Consider the following 12,599-nt stretch of genomic DNA (forward strand, 5'->3'; position numbering starts at 1 on the left):
CAGGGCATGAGTCATGTTCTGTCTGCCGTCGCCTGGCCGTACACCAACGGCCCGCGCCACATCGGCCACGTGGCCGGTTTCGGCGTGCCCTCCGACGTCTTCAGCCGGTACATGCGGATGGCCGGTCACGACGTGCTGATGGTCTCGGGCACCGATGAGCACGGCACCCCGATCCTCGTGCTCGCCGAGCAGGAAGGTCTCACCCCGCAGGAGCTGGTCGACAAGTACAACGCCGTCATCGCTCAGGACCTCACCGACCTCGGCCTCTCGTACGACCTGTTCACGCGCACGACGACCCGCAACCACTACGCCGTCGTGCAGGAGATGTTCCGCCAGGTGCACGCCAACGGCTACCTCATCGAGCAGACGCAGCTCGTGGCGATCAGCCCGTCGACGGGGCGCACCCTGCCCGACCGCTACATCCAGGGCACCTGCCCGATCTGCGGTTTCGCGGAGGCGCGCGGCGACCAGTGCGACAACTGTGGCAACCAGCTCGACCCCATCGACCTGATCGACCCGCGTAGCAAGATCAACGGCGAGGTGCCGCAGTTTCGCGAGTCCGCACACTTCTTCCTCGACCTGCCCGCCCTCGCCGGCGCGCTCGGTGAGTGGCTCGACGGTCGGGAGGCGTCGGGCACCTGGCGCCCCAATGTCATCAAGTTCAGCCGAAACCTGTTGAACGACCTGCGCCCCCGCGCGATGACCCGCGACATCGACTGGGGCATCCCGATCCCGGTCGACGGCTGGGTCGACAACCCGGGCAAGCGTCTCTACGTGTGGTTCGACGCGGTCATCGGCTACCTGTCGGCCTCGATCGAGTGGGCCCGACGGCAAGGCGCGCCCGACCGGTGGCGGGACTGGTGGAATGACGCTGACGCCCGCTCCTACTACTTCCAGGGCAAGGACAACATCACCTTCCACGCCCAGATCTGGCCGGCCGAGCTGCTCGCCTACGCCGGCAAGGGCGACCAGGGCGGAGAGCCGGGGGAGTACGGCGTGCTGAACCTGCCCACCGAGGTCGTGGCCAGCGAGTTCATGACCCTCGAGGGCAAGCAGTTCAGCACCTCGCGGGGTCACGTCATCTACGTGCAGGACGTCGTCGCTCGCTACGGCCCCGACCCGATCCGCTACTTCATCTGCGCCGCCGGCCCCGAGAACCAGGACTCCGACTTCAGCTGGAAGGAGTTCGTGCAACGCAACAACAGCGAGCTCGTGGCCGGCTGGGGCAACCTCGTGCAGCGCACCGCGACCATGGTGGCCAAGAGCTTCGGCGAGATCCCCGCGACGGATGCCGTCGAGCCGGTCGACGCCGAGCTGCTGTCTGCCGTCGAGGCCGGGTTCGATGCTGTGGGAGGCCTGCTCGAGCGGCAGCGTCAGAAGGCGGCGCTGGCTGAGGTGATGCGTCTGGTGGGTGAGGCCAACGCCTACGTCAGCCGCACCGAACCGTTCAAGCTCAAGAGTGACGACCAGCGGGAGCGCCTCGGCACGGTGCTGCACACGCTCGTGCAGGTGGTCAGCGACCTCAACACGATGATGAGCCCCTTCCTGCCGCACTCGGCCAACCGGGTGCACACGGTGATCGGGGGCCAGGGCGAGCTCATGCCGATGCCTCGGCTCGAGGTGGTTCGCGACCTCGACGACGACAGCCGCTCCTATCCCGTCATCACCGGCGACTATTCGGCCACCCCGCGCTGGGAGCGGCGACCGGTCGAGGTCGGGGCGACCATCGCCAAGCCCACCGGGGTGTTCACCAAGTTCGACCCCGACCAGGTGGTCGCCGACGAGCAGGCAAGACTGGCGAGCGGGGCGGAGACCGGCGAGGCGCCCAGCGAATGAGCCCGACCTCCTCGGGGCGCCACGGGCTGCCGGCGGCTCCCGACCCGTTGCCGCTGTCGGTCGTCGACAACCACGTGCACCTCGATATCACCCGCGAGGGGGATGAGCCGTTCGACGTAGCCGAGGCCGTGGCCAGGGCTCGGTCGGTCGGGGTGACCCGGCTCGTGCAGGTGGGCTGCGACCTCGACGGCATCGCGTTCACGATGGACGTGATCGACCGGCATCCGGAGATCGTGGGCGGAATCGCGCTGCACCCCAACGAGATTCCTCGCCTGGCGGCATCGGGTGGTCTCGAGGACGCGTACGCAGAGGTCGAGCGCTGCGCGACGCACGATCGCATCCGGGCGATCGGCGAGACCGGCCTCGACTACTTCCGCACCGGGCCCGACGGCGTGCCGGCGCAGCAGGAGGGGTTCCGCTGGCACCTCGACCTCGCCAAGCGCACGGGCAAGGCAGTGCAGATCCACGACCGCGACGCTCATGACGACGTGCTGCGCATCCTCATCGAAGAGGGCGCGCCCGAGCACACGGTGCTGCACTGTTTCTCGGGCGACCTGTCGATGGCGCGCGAGTGCGTCGAGCGCGGGTACTACCTCAGTTTCGCCGGCACGGTGACCTTCAAGAACGCGCGTGACCTACGCGACGCCCTGACGGCGGTTCCGCTCGACCGCCTGCTCGTCGAGACCGACGCGCCCTACCTGACGCCCTCGCCCCATCGTGGCGCGACCAACGCCTCCTACCTCGTGCCCCACACCGTCCGCGCCATCGCTGCGGTACTCGGCCTCGACGTGCCGGCCGTGTGCCGAGCCGTCTCCGAGAACTCCGAGCAGGTCTACGGGCCGTGGTGACGGCCATTGAACCGTGTCGGTTCCGAGTCGCAAACGTTACCGAAATTTGACCTTCACCCCGCGGGTCCGTCACTCTAGGGCGTAGATCGTCCATCGACGCACGGATGCCGTGCCTGCCTGACCCTGCCGAGAACGACCTCGGTGCGGGTCAGATCTGTGTAAGCCCCCGCCGCTGGTAGCGCAGCTCGAACCCCTCGAACTACGGAGTGTCTTGTTCTCTCGCAACACCAAAGTCCTTTCCTTCGCCGGTGCCGGTGCCGCCCTGCTGCTCACCGCGGCCGGCGTCGGAGCCGCCCAGATCGACAAGGCGGTGACCCTGTCGGTCGACGGCCAGGCCCGTGCTGCCCATGTCTTCGGCAGCACCGTCGGTGACCTGCTCGAGAACCAGGGCATCACGATCGGAGCCGACGACCGGGTCGTGCCCGCCGTCGGCGCGGCACTTCACGACGGAGACACCGTCAACGTCGCCTACGCTCGCCCGCTCACGGTCACGGTTGACGGCAAGACCCGCACGGTGAACACCACCGAGCGCACCGTCGAGGGAGCACTGGCCGCCTTGGGGCTGCGCGAAGAGGGCGGCCGTCTGTCGGTGTCGCGCTCCCAGACCATCGGGCGCAGCGGTCTCGCCATGTCGCTGGTGACGCCCAAGCAGGTCTCCATCGTTGCCGACGGCAAGACCACGAAGAAGACGATCACCGCCGGCACCGTCGGCGAGGCTCTCGTTCAGCTGCGCATCGCCGTGGGCGGCGCCGACCAGGTCACCCCCGCCGTCAGCGCTCCCCTCACCGACGCCATGACCGTGACGGTCAAGCGGGTGACCACCCGAAGCACGAGCCGCACCGAGAGCATCCCGTTCGCCACGGTGCGTACCTCCTCGTCGCAGCTCTACACGGGCGACACCAAGGTCGACGTGCGCGGCGTCAACGGCGCTCGCACCGTCACGACGCGACAGACGCTGGTCGACGGGGCAGCGTACGGAGCCGCGAAGTCCGACGCCAAGGTCACCAAGGCGCCTACGAAACAGGTTCTGCTGGTGGGCACCAAGACCCGCCCGGCGCCGGCGCCGCGCCCCAGCACACCGAGCGCCAGCAAGCCGCCGTCGGGGGGGTCGGGTGGGGCCATCAACCTGGCTCGCGCCGGCATGTGGGACGGCATCGCGGCCTGCGAGTCGGGCAACAACTGGTCGATCAACACCGGCAACGGCTACTACGGCGGCCTCCAGTTCGCGAGCTCGACGTGGCTCGGAGCCGGTGGTGGCGACTTCGCCCCGCGGGCTGACCTCGCCAGCCGCGCCGAGCAGATCACCGTCGCCAACCGGCTCTACGCCACGAGTGGCACCTCCCAGTGGGGTTGTGGCTGAGCGAGACCGCCCAGCGCGCTGAGCATGAACCGTCGACCTGACGGTTCATGGCAGCCGCCCCGAGCAGTCGACGACGACGGTCTCGGCCCGAGCCGTAGGGTGGCGCCATGACGAAGAAGGGCGCGTCCCCATCAGCCGCTGCCCCCGATGCGGCGCTGCTCGGGCCCGTTCAGGTGCGCGAGCTCGCCGAGCGACTCGAGGTGCGCCCGACCAAGCAGTGGGGCCAGAACTTCGTCGTTGACGCGAACACCGTGCGCAAGATCGTACGGGTGGCGGGCGTGGGTGCCGACGACACCGTGGTCGAGGTCGGCCCCGGGCTGGGTTCGCTCACCCTGGCGCTGCTGCCCGTGGTGAGCCGGGTCATCGCCGTGGAGGTCGACCCACGACTGGCCGGTGCCCTCGAGTCGACCGTCGCGGCCTACCAGCCAGAACATGTCGACCGGCTGCGGTTGGTCGCCGCTGACGCCCTCACCGTGACCAAGCTGCCCGGACCGGCCCCAACCGCCCTGGTCGCCAACCTGCCGTACAACATCTCGGTTCCGGTCGTGTTGTCCTTCCTCGAGCGGTTCCCGAGCATCCAGCGGGTGCTGGTGATGGTACAGCTCGAGGTGGCCGAACGGCTGGCTGCTCCGCCAGGAAGCCGGATCTACGGGGTGCCGAGCCTCAAGGCCGCCTGGTACGCCGATGTCGAGCTGGCCGGACGCGTCGGTCGTACCGTCTTCTGGCCGGTGCCGAATGTCGACTCGGGCCTGGTCTCGATGGTGCGCCGCGCGGCACCGGCCACGACGGCCAGTCGCGAGGAGGTCTTCCGGTGTGTCGACGCCGCCTTCCTGCACCGGCGCAAGGCGATGCGCGGTGCACTCGCCTCCTGGGCCGGCTCGCCCGACCTGGCTGAGCAGGCGCTGGTGACCGCCGGTGTCGACCCCATGGTGCGCGGAGAGCAGCTCGGCATCGCCGACTTCGCCCGCATTGCCGAGTCACGGGTGCCCACCGACCCTGGCGCCGACGAGAGCGTCGTCGCGGGCGCGACAGGCAAGAAGCGCAGGCGGAAGAACGCATAGGGTGACGACATGACCGCTGCGCCGACCCTTCCCGGAACCGTCACGGTTCGGGTGCCGGCCAAGGTGAACCTGCAGCTCAAGGTCGGTCAGCGACGTGCTGACGGCTACCACGACCTCGCAACCGTGTTCCAGGCGGTCTCGCTGCACGACCAGGTGTCGGTCGCCCGTTGGGACGCCTGGGAGGTGGTGCCCTCGGGCACGTATGCCGCGGGCATCCCGACCGACGAGGGAAACCTGGCGGTGCGGGCCGCCAAGCTGGTGGCCGAGCGGTGCCACATCGACGAGTCGCTCTCGATCCGCATCGACAAGGACATCCCGATCGCCGGCGGCATGGCGGGCGGGTCGGCCGACGCCGCCGCCACTCTGCTCGCCTGCGACCAGCTGTGGGGGCTCGGGCTCGACCGCGACGAGATGGCCTCGATGGCTGCGGAGCTGGGCAGCGACGTGACCTTTCCCCTTCACGGCGGCACCGCGATGGCCTCCGGCCGTGGAGAGCAGATCGCGCCGGTGCTGGCTCGGGGCACCTTCTACTGGGTCTTCGCCGTCAGTGACCAGGGCCTGTCGACACCGGCGGTGTATGCCGAGTGCGACCGGCTCCGCGAACGTAGTGGTGAGAGGGTCCCGTCTCCTGAGATCGACGCCGAGCTGATGGGTGCTCTGCGCCAGGGCGACGCCGTCGCCCTCGGTCGCGCCCTGCACAACGACCTCGAACCGGCCGCCTTCTCGTTGCGACCCGAGCTGAAGGAGCTGCGTGACGCCGGGGTCGACTTCGGAGCCCTGGGCGGCATGGTGTCGGGATCGGGCCCGACGGTGGCCTTTCTCACCGCGAGCCACGAGGCCGCGCTCGACCTGTCGGTGTCGCTGGCCGCCGCCGACGTCGCCGGAGACCTGCGCCGAGCCAAGGGCCCGGTGCACGGAGCCCACGTGGTGACCGGTTCCCGCGACTGACCCAAACCGCCCCACCCACCCGCCCACCATCCCGCGAACGACTCGTTCGAGGTCGAACGCGCCGGTCTACCGCAGCGTTCGACCACTACCCCAGCGTTCGACCCTTACGGTGGCGTTCGAGGCAGGCTAAGGGGTTCGACCGACCGCACCGTTTTCGGCGCGACCCGGGCCACCGCATAGAGTCGTCTCCGCCATGGCCAACCTCGTATCCCTTGAACGCGTCTCTCTCGTCTTCGGCACCGCACACGTACTCGACGACGTGAGTATCGGCGTCCTCACCGGTGAACGCATCGGGGTGGTCGGCGTCAACGGTGGCGGCAAGTCGACCCTGCTACGGGTGATGGCCGACCTGCAGGAGCCCGACGAGGGCCGCGTCGCCAAGCAGGGCGGCGCTGACGGCATCCGCATCGGCATGCTCGCGCAGGACGACGCCCTCGACCCGGCCTGGACGGTGCACGAGGCGGTGCTCGGTGACCGCGACGAGCACGTGTGGGCGGGTGACCCGCGCATCCGTGACGTCATGACCGGCCTGCTCGGCGGTATCGCGGCCGAGGCGATGGACGGGCTTGAGAGCAGGGTGGGCACCAAGTCGGGGGGCGAGCGGCGGCGCTTGGCCCTGGCCCGGCTGCTCGTCGACGACCCCGAGCTGCTGCTGCTCGATGAGCCGACCAACCATCTCGACGTCGAGGGGGTGGCCTGGCTCGCCGACCACCTGGCCAGCAAGCGGCCCCGCCCGGGCAACGCGACGGTCGCCATCACGCACGACCGCTGGTTCCTTGACGCCTACGCCACCACCACGTGGGAGGTCGAGAGCGGCAAGGTGAGCGACTTCGAGGGTGGCTACGCCGCCTACGTGCTGGCCAAGGCTGAGCGCGACCGGTTGGCGGGCGTGGTCGCCGACCGGCGGGCGAACCTGATGCGCAAGGAGCTCGCCTGGCTGCGCCGAGGTCCACCGGCGCGCACGAGCAAGCCCAAGTTCCGCATCGACGCTGCCAACGCGTTGATCGCCGACGAGCCCGCGCCGCGTGACAGCGTCGAGCTCGCCTCGTTCGCCACCAAGCGGCTCGGCAAGGATGTGCTCGACCTCGAGGACGCGACCATCGTTCTCGGCGAGCGCACGATCCTCGACCGGGTCACCTGGCGGCTCGCGCCGGGGGAGCGGGTCGGCATCGTCGGGGTCAACGGCGCCGGCAAGTCGACGCTGCTCCGCGCCCTCACCGGCGAGATGCCGCTTGACGGCGGCCGCCGGAGGCAGGGCAAGACGGTGTCGATCGCCCATCTGACGCAGGAGGTTCGCGAGCTCGAACGGTTCGAAGCGTGGCGGGTGATCGAGGCCATCGAGGACGTCAAGCAGTGGACCACCCTGGGCGGCAAGGAGATCAGCGCCGGGCAGCTCGCCACTCGACTCGGCTTCACCGGCGGCCGCCAGCAGACGCGGGTCGGTGACCTCAGCGGTGGGGAACGGCGCCGGCTGCAGCTGACTCGGCTGTTGCTCACCGAGCCCAACGTGCTCATTCTCGATGAGCCGACCAACGACCTCGACATCCAGACACTGACCTCTCTGGAGGACGTGCTCGACGGTTGGCCCGGCACCCTCATCGTCGTCTCGCACGACCGGTACCTGCTCGAACGGGTCTGCGACCACGAGATCGCCCTGCTGGGCGACGGCAAGATCCGCGATCTCCCGGGCGGGGTCGAGGAGTATCTCCGCCTGCGCCACGACGCCGACCGGGCCAGGGACCAGGCCAGGGACCAGGCCGCGTCCAGAACCTCGGCGGCCCCCGGCCCCGGAGGCAGGCCGGCGCCGGGTGGTGCCCACCCTGGCCCGACGGCGAGCCCGGGTGAGCTGCGCGAGGCCCGTAAGAGCATGGCTCGCATCGAGAAGCAGCTCACGCGTCTCGACGACCGCGAGGCGAGGCTGCACGGCGAGATGGCCACGGCTGCGACGGATCCCGTCGCCCTGCGGGGCCTGAACACCTCGCTGCAGCAGGTTGTGGCCGAGCGTGAGCTGCTCGAGCTCGAGTGGCTCGAGGCTGCCGAGCTGCTGGGCTGACGCGCGCCCTCTTGAAACTATCTTGACGTCAAGATAGTTTGGCGCAATGGAGATGAGCCTGCATCACGTTCAGCTGTCGGGCCCTGCCGGGTGCGAGGAGGCGATGCGCGCGTTCTGGGTGGGTGCGATCGGACTCACCGAGGTGGTGAAGCCGGAACGCCTCCGCGCCCGGGGCGGCGCCTGGTTCCGCGGCGGCCGGCTCGAGGTGCACGTCGGCATCGAGGACGACTTCGCGCCCGCCCGAAAGGCTCACCCCGGCATCGCTGTCGGCGACGTCGAGGCGCTGTCGGCCAGCGTGGCCTCGTCGGGGGCACCGGTCACCTGGGACGACAACATCCCCGGTGTGCGCCGCTTCCACACGACCGACCCGGTGGGCAACCGTGTGGAGTTCCAACAGGCATGACGACCCCCATCAGGAGGCAGCCCCCCTGCGCCTTCAGGCTCGCCGACGCGGCGCCGTCAGGCGCCTCGGGCCTCGCGGGCCTCAAGGGGAACGAGCATCGCGCGCAGCAGCGCCGCGAGACTGGCCTGGTCGGCCGTGGGGAGCTGCGAGAGCAACGACTTCTCCTGCTCGATCAGGTCTGCCATCGCCGAGTCGACCACGTCACGGCCTGCCGCCGTGAGCCGCACGAGCACCCCGCGCCGGTCGCCCGGGTCGGGGCGGCGCACGACGAACCCCCGACGCTCAAGTCGGTCGACCCGGTTGGTCATCGTGCCCGACGTCACCAGCGTCTGCTGCACCAGCGCTCCGGGGGAGAGCTCATAGGGCTCGCCGGCACGACGCAGCGCCGAGAGCACGTCGAAGGCCCATCCCTCGAGCAGGTGCTCGGCGAAGGCCGACCCGCGAGCCAGATCGAGCCGACGGGCCAACCGCGACACCCGCGAGAGAACCTCGAGTGGGCTGACGTCGAGGTCAGGCCGTTCGCGACGCCAGGCCGAGACGATCTCGTCCACGTCATCGACAGGCGGTCGATGGAAGCTCATGCATCGACTGTAGTGCGCATCAAGAGTCTTGACATCAAACAATGAAAGGCCGCTATGACCGACCGACAGAGCAGTGACGAGGCAAGCTCGAAGGCGTCTGCGTGGAACCCCGCGCAGTACGCCCACTTCGGAGGCTTTCGCGACCGTCCGTTCCATGAGCTCGTGGCTCGCATCGGCGCCGTCGAACCCAAGGTCGTCGTCGACCTCGGCTGTGGCCCGGGAGATCTCACCCTGACGCTGGCCGATCGGTGGCCGGACGCGCACGTGGTGGGCGTCGACAGCTCGGCCGAGATGCTCGAAGCGGCGCGGGCCGCGGATGCCGGTCACCGCGTCGAGTGGGTGCAGGCCACGGCGGAGAACTGGGACGGAGCCGAAGCGAGCGGCTGCGTGGACGTGCTCGTGACCAATGCGACGCTGCAGTGGGTGCCGAGCCACCTGCGCCTGATTCCATCGTGGGTCAGCGCCCTGGCGCCCGGTGGCACGTTCGCCATGCAGGTGCCGGCGAACTTCGACGCCCCGTCGCACCGGCTGATGCGTGAGGTCGCCGCTCGCCACTCTCGCGCAGACGACCTCGCCCCCGGCCTCGACCGGGCCGCCGGTACTGCCCTCCCCGAGACGTATGCTGCCCTGCTGCTCGAGGTCAGCGCCGACGTCGACGTCTGGCAGACGACCTACCTGCAGGTGCTGGCGCCCCCGGCTGACGGTACCCATCCGGTGCTCGACTGGGTCAAGGGAACGGGCCTGCGCCCGGTTCTCGGGGTGCTCACCGATACCGCAGAACGTGACGCTTTCGTCGCCGACTATGAGGCAGAGCTTGAGAAGGCCTATCCAAGACGGCCGTTCGGTGTCTTGTTCCCTTTCACCCGTACCTTCGCGGTCGCCCGCGCGGCTGAGGTCTGAGTCAGGTTCTCAGTCACGAGCAGCGGGGTCGAGCCGGGTTCGGCAATGCCACCGCACCGTGCGCTCATCCGCAGAACGACTCTGTTCGCATCCAGCCGCCCAGCTTCTCATCGTCAGAGCCGAGCAACCCCGTGGTGCCTGAGCAGGCGATACCTTCGACCTTGTGGTCGTAGACACCCAGCTGGACGGGCGGTTGCAGCCTCAGGACGGCCCGCCCGGACGTGGTGGAGACGGTTCCGAGGTCGTAGAGGGCGGCGGTGAAGGGGCCCGACGCGCCGGGGTCGGAGGTCGATGAGCCCAGGAGCCGGCCACCGCTGGTGGTCAGGTCGGCGATCTGTCGCACGTTTGAGGTCGGGTAGGGGACGGTGACACGGCCCGTCGCCACCGGCCCGAACTGGCCGGTGACCGGGCTGAAGCCGGCTGCGAAGACCTTGGCCGGAGAGGCTGTGGAGCCGCGCACCGCCCAGACCGCGACCGTCGTGTCGCCGATCTGCGTCAGCGTGAAGCTCTCGATGTTGGCCGTGCCACGCGGAACGGTGAAGGATCGGTTGACGGTGACGACCGAGCCGCTAACGGTCAGTAGGTAGCCCGAACCGGCGCTGGTGAGAGCGGCATACCCTCCCGGTTGACCCGGAACGGAGGACAGCGCCTCGAGGTCTGTCGGTTGAGCGCCGGGCCAGCTGAGCTCAGTGACCGCGCCGGTGTCGCTCAGCAACGCGATGCGGTTCTGGCCGGCCTTCTTGTTGTCTCGAACGACCACCCAACCGGTCGGCGCCGGGGCCAGCCCGCTGATGCCGCCGGTGGCCTTGGTCGAGACCTGCGTCCAGCCCGGTGCGGCCGCGGTGGCCGACGGGACCAGCCAGGCAAGCATGGCTGCGGCCAGCACGGCCGCCGGGGTCATCCGCCGAGATCTCATAGGGCCGACGGTAGCGCTGGGCCACCGGGGCCGGTCAGTGTTTCGCAGATCTCACAGCAGACTCTCGTCGACGGGCTGGGCGAGACGGCGGCGAGCTGGGCACGAGCCGAGCAGGGGTCGGGCAGGGGTCGGGCAGGGGTCGGGCAGCGGTCACGGCGGGTCGTCGCCCCGCGACCTCTCCTGCTCGACCAGCTCGGTGAGGTCGGCCAGCCGGTGCCGACCTTGCAACGGCCTGGCCATGCGGTTGCTACCCGACAGCAGCGGGGCGTTGCGGTCAAGGTAGGCCCAGTAGCCGGCCGTGAAGGGACACGCGTCGGGACCCACCCGTTTCTTCGGGTTGTAGCGGCATCCACCGCAGTAGTCGCTCATTCGGTTGATGTACGCGCCGCCGGACACGTAGGGCTTGGTCGCCATGGCGCCCCCGTCAGCGTGCTGACTCATGCCCACGACATTGGCGGGCATGACCCAGTCGTAGCCGTCGACGAAGCTGGTCTGGAACCACTCGGTGAGGGCGTCGGGATCGTAGCCACGCTGTGCCGCCCAGTTTCCGAGCACCATCAGCCGTGGGATGTGGTGCACCCAGCCCCGGTCACGCACGCCACTGAGCACGTCCGAGAGGCACGCGGCATCCACTCGGTCGGCGTCCAGCTCGTCGAACCAGTCGGGTACGCGCGAGTCGGCGCCGAGCGCGTTGCGGTGGCGATACTCGCGCCCGAAGTGCCAGTAGAGCTGCCACACGTACTCACGCCACCCGACGACCTGACGAACGAACCCCTCGACCGAGGCCAGCGGCACCGCACCCTCGTGGTAGGCCCGGACCGCGCGCTCGGCCACCTCGACCGGGCTGAGCAGCCCCAGGTTGAGGGGAACCGACAACAGGCTGTGGGCCATCGCCCAGTCGCCGCGAAGCATCGCGTCCTCGTGGGGCCCGAAGGCGCCGAGCCGCTCGGTGACGAACCTCTCGAGGGCGGCTAGAGCCTCGCGGCGGGTCACCGCGAACAGCCGAGGACCGTCGTGGCCCACGGTCTCGAGTCCCTCGTCACGACAGAGGCGGTCGAGGTCGTCACGCACTCCACCATCGATGTCGGACTCACGTGGTCGGTAGGCAGACGGCACGTCGAGTGTCTCGACGTGTCTGGGCGGCGGCTCACGGTTCTCGTCGTCGAACGACCAGCGGCCCCCAACGGGCTCTGTGCCACCGACCCCCTCGACGAGCAGGTCGAGGCGCCGACGCTGAAAACGGTAGAACTCCTCCATACGCAACCGTCCACGGTCACCGGCCCAGAGAGCGAAGTCTGTTCGAGGCAGGCTGAACCCGGGAGTCGGGTCGACCGCCTCGACCTCACCGGTGACCATGCGGCGGCGCACCAGGTCATCGGCGGCGTACGAGCTCGGTTCGTAGACGCGCACCGGCTCGCCGAGCTGGCGAAGGGCATCGGTGTACGTCGCGGCCCGAACGAGCACGGCACTCTCGCCGAGCTCCTCGGCGCGATGTCGCAGCGCCGAGAGCACGAGGTGCAGCTTCTGGCGGTGGTAGCGCCGGTGGGTGAGCGCAGTGCGGCTCTCGACGAGCAGCACGCCAGACCGTCCGACGTCGAAGTGCGGACCGAGCTGGTCACCGAAGAGCCAACGGCGCGTCATCGAGGCATCACCTGGCCATGATGCGCCATGCCCCCGTCAGAAACCGGGGCCC

The 12,599-nt window shown here is 69.6% G+C and carries 11 protein-coding genes; 8 read left to right on the plus strand and 3 right to left on the minus strand.

Annotated features, from left to right (window positions below; translation table 11 throughout):
- Nucleotides 1–6 precede the first annotated feature (6 nt).
- From metG to BA895_RS19130, 7 genes are all read left to right on the plus strand, one after another.
- Entirely contained in the window at nucleotides 7–1,836 is a 1,830-nt protein-coding gene (gene metG / locus BA895_RS19100) for a methionine--tRNA ligase (protein WP_070193455.1), read from the plus strand.
- The gene (locus tag BA895_RS19105) at nucleotides 1,833–2,684 is read left to right on the plus strand and encodes a TatD family hydrolase (RefSeq protein WP_070193456.1); all 852 of its coding nucleotides are present in this window, start codon (nucleotides 1,833–1,835) and stop codon (nucleotides 2,682–2,684) included. The genes metG and BA895_RS19105 overlap by 4 nt, the downstream gene beginning before the upstream one ends.
- 211 nt (nucleotides 2,685–2,895) lie before the next feature.
- On the plus strand, nucleotides 2,896–4,044 hold the full coding sequence (locus BA895_RS24820; RefSeq protein ID WP_070193457.1) for a resuscitation-promoting factor: 1,149 nt from the start codon (nucleotides 2,896–2,898) through the stop codon (nucleotides 4,042–4,044).
- A gap of 107 nt (nucleotides 4,045–4,151) precedes the next feature.
- Nucleotides 4,152–5,105 carry a 16S rRNA (adenine(1518)-N(6)/adenine(1519)-N(6))-dimethyltransferase RsmA gene (rsmA, locus tag BA895_RS19115; RefSeq protein ID WP_070193458.1) on the plus strand — a complete coding sequence of 318 codons (954 nt, stop codon included), beginning with the start codon at nucleotides 4,152–4,154 and terminating at the stop codon, nucleotides 5,103–5,105.
- 9 nt (nucleotides 5,106–5,114) lie between these two features.
- A complete protein-coding gene (locus BA895_RS19120; protein ID WP_070193459.1) occupies nucleotides 5,115–6,053 on the plus strand; it encodes a 4-(cytidine 5'-diphospho)-2-C-methyl-D-erythritol kinase in 939 nt (312 codons plus the stop codon).
- A gap of 193 nt (nucleotides 6,054–6,246) precedes the next feature.
- Nucleotides 6,247–8,106, plus strand: coding sequence for an ABC-F family ATP-binding cassette domain-containing protein (locus tag BA895_RS19125; RefSeq protein WP_070193460.1), 1,860 nt, complete (start codon nucleotides 6,247–6,249; stop codon nucleotides 8,104–8,106).
- A 46-nt stretch (nucleotides 8,107–8,152) separates the two neighbouring features.
- Nucleotides 8,153–8,509: a glyoxalase gene (locus BA895_RS19130; protein WP_070193461.1), complete on the plus strand. Its 357-nt coding sequence runs from the start codon at nucleotides 8,153–8,155 to the stop codon at nucleotides 8,507–8,509.
- Nucleotides 8,510–8,565: 56 nt separating this feature from the next.
- On the opposite strand, the gene BA895_RS19135 is transcribed toward BA895_RS19130, so the two are convergent.
- On the minus strand, nucleotides 8,566–9,090 hold the full coding sequence (locus BA895_RS19135) for a MarR family winged helix-turn-helix transcriptional regulator (RefSeq protein ID WP_070193462.1): 525 nt from the start codon (nucleotides 9,088–9,090) through the stop codon (nucleotides 8,566–8,568).
- A gap of 54 nt (nucleotides 9,091–9,144) precedes the next feature.
- On the opposite strand from BA895_RS19135, the gene BA895_RS19140 reads away from it, so the two are divergent.
- The gene (locus BA895_RS19140) at nucleotides 9,145–9,990 is read left to right on the plus strand and encodes a methyltransferase domain-containing protein (protein WP_070193463.1); all 846 of its coding nucleotides are present in this window, start codon (nucleotides 9,145–9,147) and stop codon (nucleotides 9,988–9,990) included.
- A gap of 64 nt (nucleotides 9,991–10,054) precedes the next feature.
- Here the strand turns inward: BA895_RS19140 and BA895_RS19145 are convergent, their stop codons facing one another.
- Entirely contained in the window at nucleotides 10,055–10,906 is an 852-nt protein-coding gene (locus BA895_RS19145; RefSeq protein WP_139142775.1) for a hypothetical protein, read from the minus strand.
- A gap of 150 nt (nucleotides 10,907–11,056) precedes the next feature.
- A complete protein-coding gene (locus BA895_RS19150) occupies nucleotides 11,057–12,547 on the minus strand; it encodes a cryptochrome/photolyase family protein (RefSeq protein WP_070193465.1) in 1,491 nt (496 codons plus the stop codon).
- Nucleotides 12,548–12,599: the final 52 nt, after the last annotated feature.

Origin of the sequence: Humibacillus sp. DSM 29435 (genome assembly GCF_001758225.1) — a bacterium.
In the GTDB taxonomy this organism is placed as follows: Bacteria; Actinomycetota; Actinomycetes; order Actinomycetales; family Dermatophilaceae; genus DSM-29435.